Origin of the sequence: Actinokineospora sp. (assembly GCF_052390155.1) — a bacterium.
Lineage (GTDB): Bacteria > Actinomycetota > Actinomycetes > Mycobacteriales > Pseudonocardiaceae > Actinokineospora.
Genome location: NZ_JBQTHF010000034.1, coordinates 1 through 21,908, shown reverse-complemented (window position 1 = coordinate 21,908; position 21,908 = coordinate 1). Strand labels below are relative to the sequence as shown.

General features: G+C 70.3%; 22 protein-coding genes and 1 pseudogene. 6 read left to right on the top strand and 17 right to left on the bottom strand.

Going from position 1 to position 21,908, the window contains the following annotated elements:
* Positions 1 to 65: 65 nt before the first annotated feature.
* Positions 66 to 1,040 (bottom strand): LLM class flavin-dependent oxidoreductase, encoded by a 975-nt coding sequence (locus ACT4N7_RS13950; protein ID WP_444829126.1) that lies wholly within the window; start codon positions 1,038 to 1,040, stop codon positions 66 to 68.
* 9 nt (positions 1,041 to 1,049) lie between these two features.
* On the bottom strand, positions 1,050 to 1,601 hold the full coding sequence (locus ACT4N7_RS13945) for a hypothetical protein (protein WP_444829125.1): 552 nt from the start codon (positions 1,599 to 1,601) through the stop codon (positions 1,050 to 1,052).
* A gap of 75 nt (positions 1,602 to 1,676) precedes the next feature.
* Here ACT4N7_RS13945 and ACT4N7_RS13940 point away from each other — a divergent pair, with 75 nt between their 5' ends.
* Together ACT4N7_RS13940 and ACT4N7_RS13935 are read left to right on the top strand one after the other, a co-directional pair.
* Positions 1,677 to 2,486, top strand: a complete 810-nt coding sequence (locus tag ACT4N7_RS13940) for a Cof-type HAD-IIB family hydrolase (RefSeq protein WP_444829124.1) — start codon at positions 1,677 to 1,679, stop codon at positions 2,484 to 2,486.
* 97 nt (positions 2,487 to 2,583) lie between these two features.
* A complete protein-coding gene (locus ACT4N7_RS13935; RefSeq protein WP_444829123.1) occupies positions 2,584 to 4,710 on the top strand; it encodes an acyltransferase family protein in 2,127 nt (708 codons plus the stop codon).
* 19 nt (positions 4,711 to 4,729) lie between these two features.
* On the opposite strand, the gene ACT4N7_RS13930 is transcribed toward ACT4N7_RS13935, so the two are convergent.
* On the bottom strand, positions 4,730 to 5,467 hold the full coding sequence (locus ACT4N7_RS13930) for a lysophospholipid acyltransferase family protein (protein ID WP_444829122.1): 738 nt from the start codon (positions 5,465 to 5,467) through the stop codon (positions 4,730 to 4,732).
* Positions 5,467 to 5,823: a hypothetical protein gene (locus ACT4N7_RS13925; RefSeq protein ID WP_444829121.1), complete on the bottom strand. Its 357-nt coding sequence runs from the start codon at positions 5,821 to 5,823 to the stop codon at positions 5,467 to 5,469. The genes ACT4N7_RS13930 and ACT4N7_RS13925 overlap by 1 nt, the downstream gene beginning before the upstream one ends.
* Before the next feature lie 278 nt (positions 5,824 to 6,101).
* Between ACT4N7_RS13925 and ACT4N7_RS13920 the strand changes: the two genes are divergently transcribed.
* Positions 6,102 to 6,305: a cold-shock protein gene (locus ACT4N7_RS13920; protein WP_444829120.1), complete on the top strand. Its 204-nt coding sequence runs from the start codon at positions 6,102 to 6,104 to the stop codon at positions 6,303 to 6,305.
* Positions 6,306 to 6,371: 66 nt separating this feature from the next.
* On the opposite strand, the gene ACT4N7_RS13915 is transcribed toward ACT4N7_RS13920, so the two are convergent.
* Both ACT4N7_RS13915 and ACT4N7_RS13910 read right to left on the bottom strand, forming a co-directional pair.
* A complete protein-coding gene (locus ACT4N7_RS13915; RefSeq protein WP_444829119.1) occupies positions 6,372 to 8,270 on the bottom strand; it encodes a glycosyltransferase in 1,899 nt (632 codons plus the stop codon).
* Between the two features lie 108 nt (positions 8,271 to 8,378).
* Positions 8,379 to 10,247, bottom strand: coding sequence for a glycosyltransferase (locus tag ACT4N7_RS13910; RefSeq protein WP_444829118.1), 1,869 nt, complete (start codon positions 10,245 to 10,247; stop codon positions 8,379 to 8,381).
* A gap of 250 nt (positions 10,248 to 10,497) precedes the next feature.
* Between ACT4N7_RS13910 and ACT4N7_RS13905 the strand changes: the two genes are divergently transcribed.
* Together ACT4N7_RS13905 and ACT4N7_RS13900 are read left to right on the top strand one after the other, a co-directional pair.
* Complete coding sequence (locus ACT4N7_RS13905) at positions 10,498 to 11,790, top strand: lipopolysaccharide biosynthesis protein (protein WP_444829117.1); 1,293 nt, start codon at positions 10,498 to 10,500, stop codon at positions 11,788 to 11,790.
* Positions 11,791 to 12,720 carry an NAD-dependent epimerase/dehydratase family protein gene (locus ACT4N7_RS13900; protein WP_444829116.1) on the top strand — a complete coding sequence of 310 codons (930 nt, stop codon included), beginning with the start codon at positions 11,791 to 11,793 and terminating at the stop codon, positions 12,718 to 12,720.
* Between the two features lie 92 nt (positions 12,721 to 12,812).
* On the opposite strand, the gene ACT4N7_RS13895 is transcribed toward ACT4N7_RS13900, so the two are convergent.
* From ACT4N7_RS13895 to ACT4N7_RS13880, 4 genes are all read right to left on the bottom strand, one after another.
* Positions 12,813 to 13,418, bottom strand: coding sequence for a hypothetical protein (locus ACT4N7_RS13895; RefSeq protein WP_444829115.1), 606 nt, complete (start codon positions 13,416 to 13,418; stop codon positions 12,813 to 12,815).
* Positions 13,369 to 14,031, bottom strand: coding sequence for a methyltransferase domain-containing protein (locus tag ACT4N7_RS13890; protein WP_444829114.1), 663 nt, complete (start codon positions 14,029 to 14,031; stop codon positions 13,369 to 13,371). Before ACT4N7_RS13890 ends, ACT4N7_RS13895 begins: the two co-directional genes overlap by 50 nt.
* A complete protein-coding gene (locus ACT4N7_RS13885; protein ID WP_444829113.1) occupies positions 14,028 to 14,459 on the bottom strand; it encodes a hypothetical protein in 432 nt (143 codons plus the stop codon). The genes ACT4N7_RS13890 and ACT4N7_RS13885 overlap by 4 nt, the downstream gene beginning before the upstream one ends.
* A 346-nt stretch (positions 14,460 to 14,805) precedes the next feature.
* Positions 14,806 to 15,066, bottom strand: a complete 261-nt coding sequence (locus tag ACT4N7_RS13880) for a hypothetical protein (protein WP_444829112.1) — start codon at positions 15,064 to 15,066, stop codon at positions 14,806 to 14,808.
* Between the two features lie 318 nt (positions 15,067 to 15,384).
* Between ACT4N7_RS13880 and ACT4N7_RS13875 the strand changes: the two genes are divergently transcribed.
* On the top strand, positions 15,385 to 15,759 hold the full coding sequence (locus ACT4N7_RS13875) for a hypothetical protein (RefSeq protein ID WP_444829111.1): 375 nt from the start codon (positions 15,385 to 15,387) through the stop codon (positions 15,757 to 15,759).
* 36 nt (positions 15,760 to 15,795) lie between these two features.
* Here ACT4N7_RS13875 and fxlM read toward each other — a convergent pair whose 3' ends face one another.
* The 7 genes and pseudogenes from fxlM to ACT4N7_RS13840 all read right to left on the bottom strand — a co-directional run.
* The gene (gene fxlM, locus ACT4N7_RS13870; protein WP_444829110.1) at positions 15,796 to 17,004 is read right to left on the bottom strand and encodes a methyltransferase, FxLD system; all 1,209 of its coding nucleotides are present in this window, start codon (positions 17,002 to 17,004) and stop codon (positions 15,796 to 15,798) included.
* A complete protein-coding gene (locus tag ACT4N7_RS13865; RefSeq protein ID WP_444829109.1) occupies positions 17,001 to 17,732 on the bottom strand; it encodes a lanthionine synthetase LanC family protein in 732 nt (243 codons plus the stop codon). Before ACT4N7_RS13865 ends, fxlM begins: the two co-directional genes overlap by 4 nt.
* An 11-nt stretch (positions 17,733 to 17,743) precedes the next feature.
* Entirely contained in the window at positions 17,744 to 18,217 is a 474-nt protein-coding gene (locus ACT4N7_RS13860; protein WP_444829108.1) for a lanthionine synthetase LanC family protein, read from the bottom strand.
* A complete protein-coding gene (locus ACT4N7_RS13855; protein ID WP_444829176.1) occupies positions 18,214 to 19,044 on the bottom strand; it encodes a thiopeptide-type bacteriocin biosynthesis protein in 831 nt (276 codons plus the stop codon). Before ACT4N7_RS13855 ends, ACT4N7_RS13860 begins: the two co-directional genes overlap by 4 nt.
* Positions 19,045 to 19,260: 216 nt before the next feature.
* Positions 19,261 to 21,122: pseudogene (locus ACT4N7_RS13850) on the bottom strand (lantibiotic dehydratase family protein); the annotation flags it as partial.
* Between the two features lie 254 nt (positions 21,123 to 21,376).
* The gene (locus tag ACT4N7_RS13845) at positions 21,377 to 21,709 is read right to left on the bottom strand and encodes an FxLD family lanthipeptide (RefSeq protein ID WP_444829107.1); all 333 of its coding nucleotides are present in this window, start codon (positions 21,707 to 21,709) and stop codon (positions 21,377 to 21,379) included.
* The coding region (locus ACT4N7_RS13840) for a hypothetical protein (RefSeq protein WP_444829106.1) at positions 21,688 to 21,908 on the bottom strand (221 nt) is incomplete at its 5' end. The genes ACT4N7_RS13840 and ACT4N7_RS13845, both read right to left, overlap by 22 nt.

The following is a 21,908-nucleotide window of genomic DNA, read 5'->3' as shown; positions in this document are numbered from 1 at the left end:
GCGGGGGCCGACAAGCGGACGGGCCCCGGCGCCGCTCCCCCGACGCCGGGGCCCGTGTCCCCACTTCATCCCTCCGACTTGCCTGCCTCACTGTCATGGACGCGCGGGCCCGGGCCCGCGTTGCCCTCGGCACCCGTTTTCCTGCTCGCCCGGCCGCCGAGCAGCGGCAGCACGTCGGCGGCGACCTCCTCCAGCACGGTCTCGCGGCCCGCGTACGGGCCGTCGGCGCGGGGCCAGTGCGTGACCACGTCGGTGAAGCCCAGTTCCGCCGCCCGGCCGAGGTGTTCCCGGAACGCCCCGACGCTTTCCAGCGCGAACAGCGGCGACGCGTCGACGCTGACATACCGGTCGACGGTGGACCGGTCGCGGCCGTGCGCGGCGAGCACCTCGTCGAACCGGTCGGCGCACTCGGCGACGTTGCGCCACCACGCGGCCACGCTGTCGGCGCCCGGGCGACCGGTGGTGACCCAACCCTGGCCGAACCGGGCGGCCACCCGCATCGCCTTCGGCCCGTTGGCCGCGACCAGGAACGGCAGCCGGGGCCGCTGCACACAGCCGGGCGCGTTGCGGGCGGCGACGGCCTGGTAGTACTCGCCGGAGTGGTCCGTCCTGGGTCTGACCAGCAGCGAGTCGGTCAGCTCGACGAACTCGGCGAACCGGTCGGACACCTGTCTTGGCGTCACCTCGGGGCCGCCCATGACCGTCCGGTCGTAGCCGCCCGCGCCGCTCGCGCCGGAGCCGAGGCCGAGCATGAACCGGCCGTCGGAGATGTCGTCCAGGGCCAGGAGCTGCCGGGCGAACGGGACCGGGTGGCGGAAGTGGGGCGAGACCACGAAGGTGCCGAGCCGGATGGTCGAGGTGACCATCGCGGCGGCGGTCAGGGTGGGGACCGCGTCGAACCACGGACCGTCGACCAGCGTGCGCCAGCCGAGGTGGTCGTAGGTCCAGACGTGGTCGAAGCCGTATGTCTCCGCGCCGCGCCACCGCGGCTCGGCTGCCCACCAGCGGTGCTCGGGGAGGATCACGATGCCAACACGCACGACTCGAACCTATCGGTAGCCGCCGACATACGCGGCGAACCGCCTGCGGTAGCTGAGCATCCCGCGGCCGACCGGCGGCAGACAGCAGAAGACGAACGCGATCAGCCAGAGCCCCAGGGCCAGGATGACGATCCCGCTGACCCGGAAACCGTTCTGTGTCAACAGGTAGACCAGCATGTACCCGTAGTACGCGGTCATCGTCGCGCCGAGGATGCCGAGCAGCACCCGCCCGGCGTCGAAACCGGCCGCCAGCGTCGGTGCCAGCAGCAGCGCGAACACCCCGACCACCGCCGTGAGCACGCGCGGCGCCTGCCAGACCGGGCCGACGTGGTCCACGAGCTGGATGCCGACGGCGGCGGTGAGGAACTGCGGGTTGTTCGGCACGTGCCCGCTGCCGACCTCCTCCAGCGACCATCCGACCACGACGATCATGAACATGAGCAGGCAGCAGGCGAAGAACACGAGCGCGGCCACCGCGGCCATCGCCCGCGACGGCGGTTTCGGACCCCAGTATGGCTGATACGGCGGCTGACCGTAGTACGGCGAGTACGGATAGTTCACTTCTCCCCCTCGAATCGGCCGTACGGTAACGGGGAACACCCTTCGCGCGCATCTCGCGTCAGGGAGGATGCAGAGGTGCAGAAACCCCGGCTGATCGCGTCCGACATCGACGGCACCCTGCTCGACCCGTTCGAGCAGATCACCGTGCGCACAGCGGCCATGATCCGCAGGGTGATCGCGGCGGACACACCGTTCGTGCTGGTCAGCGGCCGTCCGCCGCGGTGGATTCCGCCCGTGGCGGACATGGCTGGCCTCGACGGCTACGCGGTCTGCGCCAACGGCGCCATCGTCTACGACATCGCGGCAGCCCGGGTGCTGTCCGTGCACGGCCTCGACGCGCTCGTGCTGCACGACGTCGTGCACGCGCTGGCCAGGGTGCTGCCCGGCATCAAGGTGGCGACCGAGCGCGCCGAACCCGGCCCCGACTCCGCCGGCGCCCCGTTCGCCACCGAGCCCGGCTACCGCAACCCGTGGGGCGACGCGGAGAGCAACGTGCGGCCACGCGCCGAGGTGCTCGGCCACACCGCGACCAAGCTGCTCGTCCGGCACGAGAAGATGACCAGCGAGGAGATGTCGCTGGCGGCGACCGAACTGCTCGGCGACGCGGTCGACGTCACCTTCTCGACCAACCGCGGGCTGATCGAGATCTCCGCGCCGGGGGTGACCAAGGCGCGCGGCCTCGCGGAGGTGGCCGAACTGGTCGGGGTGGCGCGGGACGCGATCGTCGCGTTCGGCGACATGCCCAACGACATCGAGATGCTGCGCTGGGCCGGGCACGGGGTGGCGATGGCGAACGCGCACGCGGAGGTGCTGGCGGCGGCCGACGAGGTGACCGCGCCGAACTCACAGGACGGTGTGGCGATGGTGCTGGAGCGCTGGTTCTGACCCGGATCGCGCGTTAGTGCAGGTCGGACGGCGCGCGTCTCGTACACTTCTCGACCGCACGGGATGGCCACGGACGCTGTGTAGGGGTGGACGGTACTTGGAGACGGCTACACAGGTGGGTCGCGGCAACCCCGAGCCCGCCCCGAACGATCCCGGCAAGATCACCCCCAAGGGGTATCGGGCTGATATCCAGGCCCTGCGCGCCATCGCGGTGATGGCGGTCGTGGTCAACCACCTGTGGCCCCAGGCCCTCACCGGCGGCTACATAGGCGTCGACGTGTTCTTCGTCGTCTCCGGTTTCCTCATCAGCTCGCACCTCGACCGCGAGGTCACCCGGACCGGCCGCATCCGGCTGGGCCGGTTCTACGCCCGGCGCGTCCGGCGGCTGCTGCCCGCGGCGTTCCTGGTGCTGGCGGCCAGCCTGGTGGCCGCGTACTTCCTGCTGCCGTTCCCACGCTGGGCGGCCACCGCCGACGAGGTGCTGGCGAGCGCGCTGTACTGGGAGAACTGGCTGCTGGCGATCAACTCGGTGGACTACTCGGCGCTCACCGCGTCCGCGAGCGTGGCGCAGCACTACTGGTCGCTGTCGGTCGAGGAGCAGTTCTACCTGTGCTGGCCGCTGCTGTTGCTGCTGCTGTTCCTGATCCGGCGGCGGCAGGCGCAGATCATCGGGATCGCGGTCGTCGGGCTGGCCTCGCTGGCGTTCAGCGTGTACTTCACCGAGGTCGCGCGGAGCCAGGCGTACTTCATCACGCCGGTCCGGGTGTGGGAGTTCGCGATCGGCGCGCTGATCGCGTTCGGCGGGCTGCGGCTCGCCCTGCCCCGGATCGCGGCCGACCTCGCGTCGTTCGCCGGGCTGGCGATGATCCTCGGGTCGGCCTTCCTGTTCGACCACCACACCGCGTTCCCCGGCTACGCGGCGCTGCTCCCGGCTGTCGGGACCGGGCTGGTCATCGCCGCGGGCGTGCGGCCGGACCGGCTGTGGCACACCCGGTTCACCTCGGCGTCCCCGGTGCAGTTCCTCGGCAACATCAGCTACTCGCTGTACCTGTGGCACTGGCCACTGATCGTGCTGGCGCCCTTCGCCCTGGCGGACGCGCTGGACGAGGGCAGGCTGACCCTGGCCCAGCGGCTCGGCGTCCTGGTCGTGGCGATCGTGCTGGCGCACCTGTCGAAGGTGCTGGTCGAGGACCGCGGGATGTCCTGGCCGCCGCTGGCGAACAGCACGAGGGCCACGTTCGCCGCCATGGTCGCGGGCATGGTCGCGATCGCGCTGGCGGCGGGCGGCTTGCTGTGGACCTACGACCGGCACGTCGCCCAAGCCGCCGCCGACACCCGGGTGGCGGCGGTCAACCCCTGCTACGGCGCCGCCGCGCTGGCGCCCGCCAACGACTGCGGCGACCCGTACGGCCCGGCCAAGGTCGTCCACATGGGGCCCGCGAACGAGTACTTCAACGGCGCGCCCGAGTGCGGGCCGGAGCTGGACCGCTACCTGGCGGGCGATCGGAAGACGACCAAGGTGTGCGACTTCAGCGGCGGCGACCCGGCCGCCGACGTCGTCTGGCTGGTCGGCGACTCGCACGCGCAGCAGTGGCAGGGGCCGCTGCTGGACCTGGCGCGCAGGCACCGCTGGGTGCTCAACCTCAGCTACCTCGGCGGCTGCCCGTTCGCGAAGATCGAGTTCCGCGGCTTCCTCGGCGCGAACTCGGCGGCCGATGCCCGGCGGTGCACGACGTGGACCGCGGACATGGTCGAGGCGATCGCCGCCGAACGCCCGGCGTCGGTGTTCATGTCGTTCTACGCCCGCCAGGAGCGGGCCGACGACAACACCGGCCGCTCGCAGGCCGAGCAGTACCGCGACGGCATGACGCCGTACTGGCGGACGCTGACCGACGCGGGCGCCCGGGTCTTCGTGCTCGGCGACCCGCCGCTCAACGGCGAGGTGCGCCCGGTGGACTGCGTGGCCCTGACGCCGCAGGACCCGCGGGCCTGCGCGGTCGACCGGGCCACGGCGCAGCCGCCGGACCCGCTGGCCGAGGCCACCGCCGCGGTCGAGGACCCGAACGTCCGCTACGTCGACCTCACCGACTACTTCTGCGACGCGCGGCGGTGCTACAGCGTGGTCGGCAACGTCGTCGTCTACTACGACGCCAACCACCTGAACCTGGAGTTCAGCCGCAGCCTGGGCCCGATGATCGCCGCCGCGATGGGCCTCGACGACTAGCTGTACTGACCCGGCCGGGCTACTCCGGTCGACGCTGGTCCATGGCCGCGGCTTCCTCCGGCGTCGGCGCGGTGCCGCCCAGGTGGGTGGGCATCCACCAGGAGTCGTCCGCGCCCGCAGGCGCGTCCGGGTAGTCCTTCTGCACCCGGTCCACCAGCGCGATCATCCGGGTGCGCAGGTCGCGGGTGACCTCGTCCAGGTCGTCGTCCGGCCCGACCGTGAACGGTTCGCCCGCGAGGATGGTGATCGGGATGTGCCGCCGCTTGAGGTCCTTCTCGCGGCCCTTGGTCCACAGCCGCTGCGTGCCCCACAGCGCCATCGGCACCACCGGCACGCCCGCCTCCGCGGCCATCCGCACCGCGCCCGTCTTGATCTCCTTGACGGTGAACGAGCGGCTGATGGTGGCCTCCGGGAACACCCCGACGACCTCGCCTGCGCGCAGCTTGTCGACAGCCTCCTGATAAGACGCCTGGCCCGCGCCGCGGTCGACCGAGATGTGCCGCATGCCGCGCATCAGCGGGCCCGCGATCCGGTTGCCGAAGATCTCCCGCTTGGCCATGAACCGCACCAGCCGCTTGGCGGGCTGGGCGCCGAAGCCCGCGAAGATGAAGTCCAGGTAGCTGACGTGGTTGCAGGCGATGACCGCGCCGCCGGTCGCCGGGATGTGCTCGCCGCCCTGCACGTCGATCTGGTAGTCCATCACCCGGAAGAGGGTTTTCGCCGCCAGCACGACCGGCGGGTAGACGAGCTCGGCCACTAGCCGCTCACAGCCTTCGAGGCGTGCTCGCGCATCGCGATCGGGGCGCCCGCGAGGTCTTCCTCGTTGCACAGCAGCTTGACGTCGTAGTACGGCGCGCCGTCGCCGTCGTCGTAGTCGAGATGGATGGCGATGACGTCCACGGGTTCTCCGAGCCATTCCTGCGTGCTGCGCAGCCAGGACGCGGCCCGCTCCAGAGCGGCGGGCAGATCGTCGTCGCGGAACTCGACCGGGCGGTAGGGCACACCTTGGACTTGGTCGCGATCATTGGCCGGACGGGGCAGGTCGACGGAGACTCCGGCTTCGTCGAGGTGCAGTGCGATGGACTCGGGCTGGTCACTGGCGAGCTCGCTCACTCCGAAAGCGTCTCCCAGCCGGTGGACCACCGCAACCCCCGACCCGGTGTGGCGGGCCTCCCGACCCGCCACAGTTGGCACGTGCGCGAGGGAACCAGTGTGTGGTTGACTGTCAACGGTCGTAAATTTTCTTGAGTACGTGTTAGATCACGCTCGCAAGAGATCGTTGCGGGCGCGCGGTTTTCCTCCAGGTCAAGCCGGAGAAGTCGCCGTCTGAAACCGACCACGCGTGTGCACCCGCGCACGTTCGTTAATCGGTACCTGTTGAGGAGATAGACGTGGCACAGGGCACAGTGAAGTGGTTCAACTCCGAGAAGGGCTTCGGCTTCATCCAGCCGGACGACGGCGGCGCCGACGTCTTCGTGCACTACTCGGAGATCCAGGGCTCGGGCTTCAAGAGCCTGGACGAGAACCAGCGCGTGGAGTTCGAGATCGGCCAGGGCCAGAAAGGCCCGCAGGCCACCGGCGTCAAGGCCGTCTGATCTGCGATAAGTAACACACTGGGCCCGTCCCCCCGCGAAGGGGACGGGCCCAGTGTGTTGTCCGGGTCAGTTCTCGAAGACCTTGCGCCACGACTCGACCGAGGTCAGCTCCGGTAGCGCGGCCCGGTACTCCTCGCGCAACTGGGGCCACTCGCGGACCAGCTTGCGGTAGTTCTGCATGGCCCGCGCCGACAGCTCGCGGAAGACCTTCGGGTCGCGCCTGCGGAAGGCCACACCGCTGCCGTCGGCGTTGGACACCGTCGCGCTGTCCAGGTTGCCCAGCAGGAACCACAGCGCGCTGCCCGCCGGGATGTTGACCTGCGGGCGCTCCCCCGCGGCCTGCGCGGGCGCGCGCAGGTTGTGCACGAGCGCCTGCGAGGCCCGGGCGGCGATCTTCACCGGGTGCACGGGCGGGCGCAGCATCTGCTCGGCCTTGACCATGTCGAAGGTCGGCGGCGGGAACTCCTGGGCCGAGGGCAGGACCTGCGCGTCGGTGTACTTCTTGCGCACCTGCTGCACCTCCGGCAAGCCGGTGCGCAGCAGCTCGAACAGCCTGCCGGGGCCTGCCAGGAAGTCCTCGATGGCCTTCTGCTCGATCGCGACGGTCGAGTACTCCATGGACAGCAGCCTGCGCACGGAGGTCCGCAGGCCCTGCAGCAGCAGCGTCTTGCGGACGTCGTACGGGCTGTGCAGCGCCGCCATGATCAGCCGGTTGCGCTGGTGGAAGTAGACAGTCCAGTCGGTGGTGTCGTTCTTGTCCGTCCACGGCATGTGCCACACCGCGGCACCGGGCAGGGTGACGGTCGGGAAGCCGTTGGCCAGGGCGCGCAGCGAGTACTCGGCGTCGTCCCACTTGATGAACAGCGGCAGCGGCAGCCCGCACTTCTCCACGACCGCGCGCGGGAACAGGCACATCCACCAGCCGTTGTAGGTGGCGTTGATGCGCCGGTGCGCCTGCTTGGTCTCGCGCAGCGACTTGGCGCCGAAGTCGTGGTCGACCACGGCGTCGGGCGCGGCGCGCCACACGCACGCGCTGAGGTCGACTATCTCGCCCATGCTGTGCAGCCGGGACTTGGCCTGCAGGTTGAGCATGTGGCCGCCGACGACGACCGGCTTGGCCGACGCGCGCGCGAACGCGTTGGCCCGCAGGATGCTGTCCGGCTCCAGCGCGATGTCGTCGTCGAGCAGCAGCACCTGGTCGACGTCGGTGTGCTCGATCGACTCGTACAGCGCCCGGGTGAACCCGCCCGAGCCGCCGAGGTTGTCCTGCTCGATGACCTGCAGCCGGTCGCCGAGCCGCTCGGCCGCCTCGGCGTAGCGCGGGTGGCCGCTGATCTTCTGCGAGCCCTGGTCGGCCACGTAGACGCGGCTGATCACGGCGAGCACGGCCGGGTCCTCGCTCAGCGCGAGCAGCGAGGACACGCAGTCGTCGACACGGTTGAAGGTCGTGGTGCCGATGGCCAGCTGCTGCGGCGGCAGGGGCGTCTCGGACAGCCACGCGGCGTCGGCGACCTCCAGGGTGGAGTCGTCGGTGAACACGTCGAACCAGATCCAGCCGCCGTCCTCGAACGGCGCGAGGCTGATCGTGAACTCGACGGTGTCCCAGTCGTCGCCCGTGCGGACCGGGGCACCCTGCAGGTGGATCTGGTCGCCGTTCGGCTTGGACCGGTAGACGTCGATCCGGCCGCCGCCGCGCACGTTGATCCGCAGCACGACGCGCTCGACCGTGGTCCAGCGCTTCCAGTAGCTCGCCGGAAAGGCGTTGAAGTAGGCGGCGAAGGACACCTTGGCCGAGGTCGGCACGGTCACCGACCGGCGGGACGAGACGTGGCTGTGCACGTTCTCCGGCTCGTCGAGGTAGAGCGGTCGCACGTCGAGCGGGTCGGCATCCCTGGGCAGGATGACGCGCTGCAACACCCGGTGCACATCGACGGCAGGACCGGTCGGGTCCCTCTGCTCGGTCACGTCTGTCCCTCCAACGAGCCGTCCAGGCTCGTGATCGACTCGGGAACGATCTTCCCGAGCTAACTCCGTCGGCCCCCCGAGCCCGCCCGCGGGTCGCGCGGGCGGCCACTACAGACCGTAGAGCCGCTTCCAGTTTTCCTCGCTGATCAGCTCCGGGACCGCCGCCCGGTACTCCTGCTGGAGGCGGGGCCCCTCGGCCAGCAGCCTGCGAGCAACGACCGCCAGCCGCTTGCCCAGTTCGACCATCATCGCCCGGTCGCGCACCCGGACCCGGACGCTGTCCTGGGCGGCGTCGGTGACGACGGCCCGCTGGAACTGCGACACGTGCCACCAGGACGAGTCGTCGGCGGGGATGGCCCCGATGTCGTAGTTCGCCTTGCCGAGCGAGAGGTGCAGCAGCCGCTTGAGCAACACCAGCCGGTGCAGCTTCGGCTCGGGCGCGGCCTGCACCATCGGCACGTGGTCGAGGCCGATGTCGGCCAGCCCGGCGATCGGGTGCGCCACGGTGTCTGGGTACATGGCGCGGATCCGGCGGATCTCCGCCGCCGCCCGCTTGCCGCCGTCGGCCAGGACCGACGGGCCGACCAGGAAGTCCTCAGCGCCCGTGATCAGCGTCGCGGCCAGGCCGTACTGCATGCTCAGCAGCGCCCGCACGACCCGCGCCACCAGCACCCGGGCGACCTGCTTGGGCGGGAACGCGGAGTGCAGGGCGGAGACGATCATCGCGTTGCGCACCGCGAAGTACTCGTTCCACTTGTCCGCGTCCTTCCAGTCGAAGTCCGCGTGCCACAGTCCGGCGCCGGGCAGCGTGACCGTCGCGTAGCCGCGGGCGCGCGCCCGGTAGCCGTACTCGACGTCGTCCCACTGGAAGAACAGCGGCAGCGGCAGGCCCAGCTCCCTGGCCACCTCGTTCGGGATCAGGCACGACCACCAGGCGTTGTAGTCGGCGTCGACCCTGCGGTCGCCGCGGTTGGGCTTGCCGGTCGGCTCGCCGTCCTCGTCGAGAGCCTCGGCGAGCAGGTCGACGTCGTCCAGGGCGTTCATGACCACCGCGCCCGGCTGCAGGTGCGCGAAGTCGGCGTACTCGGCGCCCGCGATGAGCTTGGTGGGGTGCAGCAGCCGCAGCATCTGGCCGCCGACCAGGGTCGGCTTGCCGGTGCGGTTGGCGAACGCGCTGAGCCGCACGGCGATCTCGGGCTCGCACAGCACGTCGTCGTCCATCAGCAGGACGTTGGCGTCACCGGCCTTGACGACCTCGTACATGCCGCGGCCGAAGCCGCCCGCGCCGCCGAGGTTGGGCTGGCGCAGGTAGCGCAACCGGCCGTCGAGCGCCTTCTCCAGGTCCGGGAAGCCGGGGCGGGACTCGACCGTGTCGGTGCCCTGGTCCACGACGTGCACCGTCTCCAGCACGGTGAGCGCGTCCTGGTCGGCGGCGAGCGCGCCGAGGGTGCGGACGCAGTCGTCGGCCCGGTTGAACGTGCAGATGACGACCGAGGTCTGGCGGACGCGCTCGGGCGCAGGCACCGTCCACCGCAACTGCTCCACGACCAGCTCGGTGCCCTCGGTGGTGAGGTCGAGCCAGAGCGAGCCGCCGTCGAAGAACTTGTCGAGCTTGGCTGTCAGCCGGACGGTCTGGCTCTGGGCGTCCTCGACAACCCGGACCGCTTCGGGCCGGGTCTCGCCGTTGAAGTCGGACGCGATCAGCGCGAGCCGCGCGGAGCCGGACAGCACCAGCTCGACCGCGACCTCGTCCACCACGGTCCAGCGCTGCCAGTAGGCGGCGGGGAACCGGCCGAAGTAGGTGTCGGTGCTGACCGTCGAGTGCGGGCCTACGACCAGCCGCTGCCGCTCGCGGTCGGCGGTGCCCCGCACGATGGTGGCGTACAGCTCGTCCGGGCACACCGGGTCCGGCCCGCGGAAGAGGCCGCGCTGGGCCACCATCCTGCCGGTCGGGTCCATGGCGGGCGAAGTCTCCACCCGACCCTCCGACTTCGGCTGGTTGCGGGTCTTCGGAGTGCCACTCGTGGTGCGAGTGCTACCTGCCATACCTCGTTGTCCTCCAGAGGCAACGTGAGCGCCATCTCGTGGTCGAGGACCGGATGCGGACGTCGTCGCGCACGGCCGTCCCCGCCAACTTCCACGGGCTCGGGGACGACCCAGGGTACCCGGTTGGCCACGGCCGACCGCAGCCACCGGCGGCACGACCGCGCCGGCTACAGTTGGCCGGGTGCTGACCTCGACACGGCTGCGGCGGGTCTTCGGGCCGCCCGCCCAGATGGCGGCGGGGCTGATCCTGTTCGGGATCGCGGGCTACGTCTTCGTCGCGCTGACCGGCCGCACCCTCTCCAGCGCCGAGGCGAACCTCGCCATCGCGTTCTACTTCCTGGTCAACGTCGTCGGCCCGGGCATCTTCTACGCGCTGGAGCAGGTGACGAGCCGGTCGGTCAGCGGCGCGGTCGCCGCCGGGCGGCCGCTGGGCTCGGCGATCGCCCAGACCCGCCGGGGCGGGCTGTGGCTGGTCGCGGCGGTGATGGCCATCCTGCTGCTGCTCAGCCCGATCCTGGTCGGCGCGACGCTGCACGGCGACTGGGTGCTGTTCGTCGAGGTCTTGGCCACGCCCGTGATCGGGGCGGGCGTGCACCTGGTGCGCGGGATGCTCGGCGGCCTGCAACGGTTCGGCGGCTACGCGGTCACGCTCGCGGTCGAGGGGGTCGCGCGGCTGGTGTTCTGCGTGGCGCTGGCGGTGGCGGGCGCGTCGACCGCGTGGGCCTACGGCGCGGTGTACCTGGCGGGCTCGGTCGTCGCGATGCTGGTCGGGGTTGTCTTGCTGCGCAAGGGTTCCACAGCGCCTGCCAGCGAGCCGGTGGCCGCGGCCGCCGAGCAGCCGCACATCGGCAAGGGGCTCGCGGCACTGGCGACGGCGACACTGTTCGCCCAGTTGCTGCCCAACCTCGCGCCGCTGGCGGTCACCTCGCGGCTGGCCGAGGACAGCGCGGTCGCGCTGGCGTTCGGGCAGGCGGCGGTGGTGGCCCGGATACCGCTGCTGCTGTTCTTCCCGATCCAGACCATGCTGCTGCCCAGCCTCACCGCGGCCGTCACGCGCGGGGAGATGGGTGTCGTGGCGCGCCGGGTCCGGCTGACGCTGGCCGGGGTAGCCGGGGTGGGGATGCTCGGCGCGGTGATCTTCGTGCTGCTGGGGCCGTGGGTGCTGCGGACATTCCTGAACACCGCCGCCGAGCTGGACACGTCGACCATGGCGATGCTGGCGTTCAGCACGGTGGTGCTGGTCGCGGCCTACGCCGTACAGCCCGCGCTGGTGGCGCTGCACCGCGACCAGGTGGTCACCCTGGGGTGGACCATCGGGTCGGTCGTGACGTTGGCGATCGTGCTGATTCCCCTCGACGCGGTACTCGCGGCCGCCGTCGCGCAGATCGTCGGGCCCGCCCTGACGCTGCTCATCGTCCTGCTGGGTCTGCGCGCCGGGTTGCGCCAGGCCACGACTCTCGGAGGATCGTCCTAGATGCGTGCCCTTGTCACCGGTGGTGCGGGTTTCATCGGTTCCACCCTGGTCGACCGACTGCTGTCGGCAGGCCACGACGTCGTCATCCTGGACGACCTGCGCCGCGGCAGGCGCGCCAACCTCACGGCCGCGCTGGCGGCGGGGTGCGAGCTGCACGAGGTGGACGTGCTGTCCCCCGAACTGGCCGACGTCCTCGCCACCGCACGCCCGGAGGTCGTGTTCCACCTGGCCGCGCAGATCGACGTCCGGGTGAGCGTGGCCGACCCGCTGCTGGACGTGAACCAGAACGTGGTCGCCACGGTCAACCTCGCCGAGGCGGCGCACCGCGCGGGCGTGCGCAAGATCGTCTTCGCGTCGTCCGGCGGGTCGATCTACGGCACACCGGAGGAACTGCCAGTCAGCGAGTCGGCGCCGATCAACCCGAAGTCGCCGTACGCGGCGTCCAAGGTGGCCGCCGAAATCTACTTGAACACCTACCGCCAGCTCTACGGCCTCGACTGCACACACCTCGCGCTGGCCAACGTGTACGGCCCGCGACAGGACCCGCACGGCGAGGCCGGAGTCGTCGCGATCTTCGCCAACGCGCTGCTCGCGGGCCACCCGACCAAGGTCTACGGCGACGGCGGCAACACCCGCGACTACGTCTACGTCGGCGACGTGGTGGACGCGTTCCTCAGCGCGTCCGGCGAACTGGGCGGCGGGCGCCGCTACAACATCGGCACCGGCGAGCAGACCTCCGACCGGATGCTGCACACAGTGGTGGCCAAGGAGATCGGCGTCGCCGACGACCCGGAGCACGCCCCCGCCCGGCTCGGCGACCTACGGGCCTCCGCGATCGACGCCACCGCGGCCCGCGCCGAACTGGGCTGGACGCCGCGGGTCGACATCGCCGAAGGTGTGCGCCGGACCGTGGCCTACTTCCGCGGCTGACCGCACGGCCGACCGTCCACAAGAGACAGTCTTACGCGCTATGCGTCGTGCACGACGGCACGCTTCGCGGCGTCTCGAACGCCCTGCGGTGGTCAGACGAGGGGCAGGGGCCAGCGGCGCCAGTTGTCGTCGTTGCGGAACCAAGCGAATTGGGTGTCGCTGTTGGCGACGACGCCGAACTTGTCGGGTGTAGGTCGGCCGAGGTGCCGCCACAGCCGGTGAGTGGCCTCGACGGTATCCCAGATGCGACGTGGCCCGGACTGGACGACTCGATAGGAGCCGTCTGGCTCAGGGTGGGTAAGTGCTTCGGCACGGGAGCCATCGGCGGCGGTGGCGATGACCGCGTCCTGCTGGTCGCGGGTAGCCGGGTCGTGCACCTGTCCTCGCCAGAGGGATTGTGCCGCGTGGAGTTGTAGTTGGAGCAGAAACAGGAATCCCTCGTCGACAGGGACTTGGGCCGGGTTGAGGCTGGTTGTGCTGCGGCTGGTCGTGCCGCGCTGTGCGGCCGGGGTGTGCTCGTGGGGCCGGTGCGGGTCGGACGGATCGGATCGCAACCACATGAAGTACCCGCCGATGGGCAGGATCGGGCCGATGACCTCGTCATCGGCCCCTTCTTTGGTCAACAGGCAGAGGGTTCCGCCTGCGAGGTCACCACGCAGGTTGGCCAGGATCTTCCCGCCGGGCTTGAGCTGCTGCACCCAGGCCAGCGGGATCTCGGGGACGGCGGCGGTGGCGTACGATGATCCGGTCGTAAGGGCCGTGCTCGGCGGCGCCGTACACGCCGTCGCCCGCGAGCAGCGTTGGGGTGTGGGCGAGGTGGGCGAGGGGTTGGGCTGCCAGGTCGACCAGGTAGGGGTCGATGTCGATGGAGACGACCTGGCGGTCACCGAGGCGGTGCGACAGCAAGGCCGCGTTGTAGCCAGTGCCGGTGCCGACCTCCAGGACCCGCATGTCGTCGCCGATGTCGAGGACCTCCAGCATCCGGGCCATCAAGGAGGGCATCGTCGACGAACTGGTGGGGACTCGTAGCGGCTGCCCGGCGGGCAGCAGGTACCCGGCTGCATGAGGTTTGTCTTGCGTGACAAGGGATTCGTCAGAGTAGACCGCCGACAGCCACTCCTGGCGGACGCCGGGGTCGGCGGCCGAAAGCGTCCGGTAGCCGAGTGGGGTGACGGTGATGACCTCAGGAGTGAACAGGTGCCGGGGCGTGGCGGCGAACGCCTTCATCCATTCCCTGCTTCGCAGATGGCCACCCTCGATGAGGGCGGCGACGAGGGCGGCGAGCCTGGGCTCCCAGTCGGCGTCCGTCATGCGGTGTCTCCGGTGAGACTGCGGGCAATGGCGTCGGCCATGGGCAGGCCCGTCTCGTGCTCCAACCATCCCCATTGGGCATTCGGGCCGCACTCAAGGAATACCCACTCCCCGGTGTCGGCTGACACGGTGAAGTCGAAGCACCCGAACGACAACCCGAACCACTTGAGGTAGGCGGCGACGGCCGCGGCGATGTGGTTGGGCGTCTGAACCGCCGCGTAGGACAGTGCGGGGTAGTCGGCTCTCCAGTCAACATAGGACTTGTCCGAGCCCGCGTGGATCGCGACGGCGAAACACTCCCTCCCCACCGCGACCAGGCGAATGTCTCGACTCTTGGGAATGAACACCTGAAACTGGCAGGGGCTCAACGCAATGGCGGCGTCGTCGATCTCGCCCGCTCCGACCAGGGTCGCGTAGACCAGCTTCACCTGGTTGACGAAACGGAACGGGCAGGCAGGAGACCAACCCACCGAGGCCCTGCCGGGCCTCTGCCAAGGCGAACCGCCGTTCCTGCTCATCCAGTTGGGCGGGAAGCCGGAAGCTGGTGGGCCGTCGCCAGTAGACGGCCGTGATGTCCGCCAGAGATTAGGTCGCGCGTCCCATCGGACAGCCATCCGGCCCAGACAGGGCTAGGGCCGGACGCGGTGAACGAAAGCCTCTCGGGGAAGTCGCCCAGATCCATCCTCGCGCAGTCCTGTCCCCGCGCCGCAAGCGCCCGACAGACCCTGGTGGCAGTGTCATCGTCGTGCGCGGTGACGGCCAGGACAGCCACGGTCAGTCCTCCCTCTCCTTCTGCACGTCGTCCTGGATGGTCACGACCTTGCCGCCTGGCTGACCTCGGTCAGCCTCCTTCACCGTCACCGTGTAATAGGTCCTATTGTGCTTGCCGCAGGGCATCATGGGGGTGACAGCGAACCGTAGGCCGAACGGTGCGGGCCCGCCTCGCTCGCGCGAGGTCGGCTCAGCCGCGCCGCGCTGTGAACCGGCGAGCGGCAGCCTGTCCAGCACGGCCATGACCGGGTCGGTGATGGGCATCCTCATTATCTCCTTGGCAGTGACTCTGGGCATCGACTTGATTACCCTCGCACATGTGTTCTACGACATTCGGGTGAGCGTGTGTGGGTAGTCGGGCGGCGTCGACGGTGAGGATCCGCGCCACTTTGTCCACATTGGACAGCTCCCGCTTCACGGTGATCTATCTGCCCAACCCGACCGTCGGGGTCCGCGGCATCCACCACTAGATCGTCGCCGCCCTGGGCGGGCAACCCCTGGTCCATCACGCCACCCTCGTTCCCCAGACCGCCGACGCCCTGACCACCGAACAAAGTCGAACGGGGCCGGACTCCGGTCCCGGTGCTGAACGAGGCTCATCTGCTCGACCACTCCCAACCCGAGTCGATCAGGATGCTGACCAACCACGACATGGACTCCACCAGCCCGTTCGCCTGCCTGCTCGTCGGCCAGCCCACCCAGCGGCGGCGCATGAAGATGGGCGCCCTGGCCGCCCTCGACCAACGGATCGCACTGCGCTACACGATGCCGCCCATGACACCGGAGGAAACCGGCAGCTACCTGCGCCACCACCTCGGCCTCGCGGGGCGGTCGGACACCCTGTACTCCGATGACGCGTCAACGCTGATCCACCAGACCAGCCGCGGCTATCCCCGCGGCCAACAACCTCGCACTGCAGCAACACCGCCCTGCCCACGAGGGGCCGGGCGGTGTTGACTCAAGGGTGTCCGGCTGACCATCGGGATGGCTTGTTCAGGGTGAGACGACCATCCGGATATTCCGCTTGTCGATGACCACCCCGCCGGCCAGGAGGCTGGCGTCGGCCGTGTCGGCGGGGTACGCGGCGATAACGGGCTGAGCGGCCCGGTCGCGGTCCCAGCGACGGATCTGCTCGACCAGGCGCTCGGCCAGCACGGTGCCGTGGGGGCCGTGGCCGGTGGCGCCGAGTTCGTAGCGGCGTTCGCCGTCCTGGTCGAGGGGGCGGGGTTTGGTGAGGTACGCCAGGGAGTCACCCTCGACAATGGCCGGGGTGCGGTAGGCGAACGCGGGGCGGCAGGTCCCGGCCTCGATGGCCTCGTCTTCGGCGGCGATCCGGCAGGCGCCGGGTTCAGTGGCGGTCAGCCACAGCCAGATGTGGTCGAACGGCTCGTTGACGATGACGGACGCGCCGGACCACACGGTGGTCTCGGGTCCGGTGAACACCTCGTGCAGTGCGGCCGGGTCGATGTTCTGGTCAGCGTCCCAATGCAGGGCGACGTCCTCGGCGAGGGCACCGGTCTGTTCGCCGGTGGGGACGATGCCGATCATGGGGATGAACCCGCAGAGCTGGCTGTTCTCCGCTCGCAGATGGGTGTCCTTGCGGGTGAAGGCGACGCTGCGGGCCTGGCCGCGCCAGTGCAGCGGGACCACGAGGGTCCCGCCGGGGGCGAGCTGCTCGAACCATGCCGGGGGCAGGTCCCACGGCCCCACCGTGACGATGATCTTGTTGTAGGGGGCGTATGCGGGGTCGCCGAGAGCACCGTCGCCGGTGACCACGTGAACCCGCTGGTAGCCGGTCTCGTCGAGGGCGCGGCGGGCGTGGGCGGTGACGTCGGAGTGGATGTCGATGGTGGTGACGCTGCCCTCGACACCGACGAGTTCGGCCAGCAATGCCGCGTTGTAGCCGGTCCCGGCGCCGATCTCCAGGACGTGGTCTCCGGGCTGGGGGTCTAGCTGGCCGAGCATCATCGCCACGACCGTAGGCACGGAGATGCAACTGGCGGGCCGGTCTGCGCCGGGCTTGATGGTGATGGCCTTGTTGGCGTAGGCGTCCTCGGCGGACGCGGCGGGCACGAACCGGTGCCGGGGAACTGTCCGCAGTACCTGCTCGATGCGCGCGGAGTACAGGTGGCCAGCGTCCTTGATGTGCTGGACCATCTTCTCGCGCAGGTCCTCGGGGCGGGTGCTGGTCGCGTTGGTCATCCGGTTCCTTCCATGTGCGGATTCTTCTCGTTGTGCCAGGTGGTGAGCAGGCAGGCGTCCCACCCGAAGGGTGGACCGGCGCGCTCGATGCTGTGGCGGGCCAGCGCGATGCCCGTGCTGCCCTCCAACATCCCATGTCGGTCTGACAGTTGCGGACGGGCCTGTGTGCGGTGCTGCCGCCAGCGGCGCTCCAGGCCGGGCACGACACGGGCCAGTTCGCTGTCGCCTCCGGCGTCGGCCGCCGCCCGCACCGTGGTGTGCACGAGCCCTGCCCATCCGTGGCAGAGCGAGTCGTCGCCGAGTTGGGCGAGTTGGGTGTCGTCGGTGACGCATCCGGCTAGCGCCGCCTCCGCCCGCACCTTGCGCTGCGGCAGATCCAGTGCCAGGGCTGCGAGCTGGCGGGCGCGGGCCAGGCCGGGGGTGCCGTAGCACCAAGACGGCCGCTGCGGGCCGGGCTGATCGACGGTGCCGGTCCTCCATTCTCGGGCGGAGATCATGCCCGGCCACCACGGGCGGGTCCGGGTGCCGCAGCACCAGCGCCCGATGAACGCGTCGACCTGGTCGATCGCCTCAGGCTGTCCGGGCACGGTGACGCCGTGAATCATCGTGGTAGCAAGCAGAATCAACGGCCCACTGACACCGTGGGCCAGACCCAGATTGGCGTGGCCGCCCGGCCAGCGCGAGTCAGGCCGGCCGGCGGGGCCGTTGGTCGTCCACCAGCCGGGCACCGTGCTGCCGTCTACGGTGACCGTGCCAGGTAGGCCAGCACCCCGTGCAGCAGGTCGGTGTGCCCGGCCTGGAGCAGGTAGACGCCGATGCCGGTCAACCCGTTGATCAGGTCGAACTCCCGCAGCTTCGGCAACTCTGCGCGGTCGATCCGCTCGTGCGCCAGTTCCAGCCGGTGCCGGGTGATCTCGGCGATGTGCCGATCCAGGGTGGCCAGCACCCCGGCGTAGGCGGGTTGGGTGGCGGTGCTCAGCGCGAACGCGACTGCCGGAGCGCCCCGGTACAGGCAAGCGTCCGGGTCGGCGGCCACGGGGACGCGGGTCATGGCCTTGACCCACTGGTGGGCGGTGGCCCAGTCGCCGATCCCGGCGTGGGCATAGGCGATGTGCAGCAGCGCCATTCCGGCGGCCCCGTTGGACAGGGACTGACCCCAGCCGGGTGTGGGATCGTGCTCAGGCGGCGGCGTGTGCGGGTTGGTGTAGGTCACCGGGCACCACCGTCGGTGCGGGCTCGCCAGGTGAGCGCGGCTTGGCGGGCCAGGCGACGGCACGTGCGTTCGCTGTCCCGGTCGATGCCGACGGCCCGGTTGTGGTGCATGTGCAGCAGCGACTCCAACACCACGTCGGTGTTCGCCTCCGGCGGCAACGCCTTGCGGTAGTCGGCCAGGACGTCGGCCCGGTGCTCCCACGCCCGCCCGATTTCGACGTCCCAGCCGGACGGCGACAGCAATCCTGCCGGGTCGGTGGCGAGCCGGATCGCTCGATCGGTCACCGCCCGGTCGATGGCCGCAGCAGTCGGAACCGGCTGGGCAGCCAGCCAGTCCATCGCCTCAGCAGGATCGCCGAAGAACCCGTGGACGATGCCCACCATGTTTGCCACGACTAGCGCGAGATCCGGGTCGGTGGCAGGCAGGTGCCGCAGCAGGGCGGCCACGGTGGCGGAGTCGGCGGTGAAGACGATCTCCGCGGCGTCCATCGCCTCGCCGTTCCCGTAGCGGCCGACTTCCGGGTAGTAGGTGTCGATCACCAGCCGCCCGAGAAGTCCCGCCTGCCGCATCCGCTGTGCCCACTCCCCGACCGCGTTCAAGGACTCAGCGTAGCGGCCGGGGGTGGTGCGCAGCCGCAGCCGCAGGTGGTCTGTCTCCTGCGGGCTGCGGTAACGCAGCCACCAGCACGCGGGCGCGTCGAGCGTGGTCAGCAGGCCGGGAAGTGCCTCGGTGACAATCTCGACCATCCGCTCGGGGTGAGTGAACAGCTTCGCCGAAATCCAGGTGGCGTCCAGAGTGCCGGGCAGGTGCCCGCGGGTGTTCGTCACGGCGGGTAGGTGGCCCCTTAGTGGGTCAGGCGCCGCGGGCCGGGTGCTGACGAGGGGGAGTGCGATCTCGTGGGCGTGGCCGTCGATCCAGCCGTACTCGGCCGCCGGGGTGGCCGGACAGAGGATCGCTTGGCCGTGTCGCTTGAGGTGGGTGTGCAGGAGTGCGGCGTGGGCCGGTTCATCGAGGGTGAGGCGCAGCGTACGGTCCGCGTCGCGCAACTCGACTACGTCGGGGCAGCCCCAGCGCTGCCGCCACCGGTCGAGCACCTGGCGCACTTCGTCGGATCCGGCCTGGCCGGGCGGGATGTCGCCGGGGGCAAGCCGCCACTGCGCCGGGGACAGGACGGTCCGCCGGTAGCGAACCCGTGGCAGGAACGGCAACCGGAGGTGCCGTCCCCAGTCGAACTGGTACCAGGTGGCGGAGAAAGCCCGCGGCAGATGCGCCAGGAACCGGGCCATCGGCGGGGGCTGCTTGTCCAGTGCGAGTGCGTGGAACACCTGCGGCTCAACGACTTGGCAACGCGAGATGCTGACCAGATAGAGCCGATCGCGGGTCGCGGTGATGGCCAGGTCATCCATCGTGAGCAGGTGCTCGTCGCCGGACTCACGGTGTTCTCCCAGTGGGAGAACGTGGTCTAGGTAGGCCGGGACGCGGCAGACGTTCTCCGCGTGCGGGTACAGCGGCCCGAAGGACATCTGCACCCGCAGCGCCCCATCGGTGGCGGCGGGCAGCGCCCGGTACGCCTGCGCCAGGCCGGACCCGGTGGCCGTCGGCGTGAACCGCGAGGTGAGGGTGCCTGCGGAGCGGGCGGGCGCGATGGTGAGCAGGAAATCGCCACGCGCAAGCGCCTGCGCGGTGGCGGCGTGAACGCGGGCGGACAACTCCACGTGCGGCGGGATGTAGCGCTCGTCGAACGTCTCGTCGGTCAACTCGCCGACAACGTCGTCGGTCAGGACGATCTCGCGGGTGCCGTCAGCCATCGCCTGCCAGGCCAGCGCCAGCAGCCGCTCGTCGCGCTCGGAGATCCCTGGTGTCGGCGCGGGCAGCACGCTCCCGCGATACCCGGCCGGATACCCCAGGCCGGCGTCCGGGTCGAGGACTTCGGCCAGCGGCACCGCCGTGGACGTGCCGTACTTGTCGACGAAGGCCGAGTGGTAGTCGCGCCAGGTTGCCTCGCCGGTCGGCTGCCGCGTCAGGCGCAGCAGCGCGCCGGCGGCTCGCTCCATCTCCCGGGCGACCTGGTGGGGTAGCCGAATCGCGCAGTCGAGCAGCAGGTCCACCGCCAGCGGGGTGCGCCCCTCCGGCGAGAGTTCCCGCATCCGGCGGGTGACCGTCGCGCGGAGATGGCTCTGCTCGGTTCGGGTGGTCGTTTCATGGTTGTGGTGGCGTAGTTTGGCCAGGATCGCGTCGAGGTCGCCTACCAGGGTCGCGATCGTCGGCAGGCTCTCGGCGTCGGCGTCGTGTAGTCGGTCCATCAGATGGGCGAACGGGTCGGTGACGGTGAACGGAGCGCGCAGGTTGGTCAGCAGGTAGCCCTGCCGGACGAGTTCGGTGAGCATGTCCCGCACCGTTGACCGGTCGGCGGTGAAGTCCCCGGTCAGCGTGTCGATCAAGGTCCCGAACCGGACCGGGGTCGCGGCCATGTCGCGGACGGCCGCGACCGCGCGGGTGTAGCGGATGGTCACCCGGTTCGGCCCTTGCCGCACTTCGAGTCGAGGACCACGGCGGACCGCGAGGTCGGTGACCACCACGTGGAGCCGTTCCAGCAGTCCGGGCACCGTTCAGCGCGCGTGATGATGTCGGCCAACCACCCGGTGTTGACGCGGGCCACCCCCCGATGGTCCTCGCCCCAGTCCGCCTGGGCCGTTCCTGCCAAGGTCACCGGGGCCACTCCGGCGAACAGGCCGAACGGGGTGGGGCGGCCGATGCTGCGCAACAGATACCGCGCTGTGGACAGGGTGGCGCTACGGATCTGCTTGTCGCCCAGGGTATTCCCGGCGCGGATGGCGTCAACGCCCTCGCCCAGCGACGGGCTGGCTTGGCGCACGGCGTCGGCGAGATCGGGCTGGGACCACATCTCTTCCAGCCAGTGTCTGCACCCGCCGATGTCAGTCAGGTCGGGCCAACGGTTCAGGGTGTTGGTCAGCGGCGCTGCTGCGGCCCGCAGCAGTGCGACGTCAACGTGTCGGTAGAGCGGCTTTCTGTCGCTGGCACGCATCCAGTCCTCCTAGCCGTCGAGCGGGTGGGTGGGTGGGTGGGTGGGTGGGTGGGCAAGCACGGGGCCGGAGGATGTCGTCCCCGGCCCCGTGCTTCACAGTCGGGCAGTGGATCTCACACGCCGCCGGTGACGCACGCGGACGCGCAGGTGGGGTCACAGCCGTCGTCGGTGTTGCCCTTGCAACCCGCGAGCGGGTGGCCGGGTGGAACGTCGGTGATGATCTGCACGTCGAGGGCGAACGGGTCCTCAACGGCGGGCGCCTCGACCGGGGTCTCAACGATGGTGGGTGCGGACATGGGTTCCCTTTCTTTGTGGTTGAGCAGATCCCTACTAACCTGGCCGCGGAACGCCGTGCGGAGCAAGGGTTCTCCGGGCAGGAACTGGTTGCGCCGACCGCGTGCGTGAGCATCAGCGCGGGCGCGGGTCAGAATGAGCAGCAGCAGCACGATGCCTCACTGCCCCCGCCGGGCGGCACTGTCTGGTGTACGCAGAGCATTTCGGCTTCCGGTGGCAGCCCACCGTCCATGACCAGGATGGCGGCGCCCCTACGTCGGATCTGCCGCACCAACTCCGTCACCACGTCGACCCGTGGCGACAGATGCGCCCCGTCGACCACCACCACCCCGGCAGCACTCGGCAAATCCA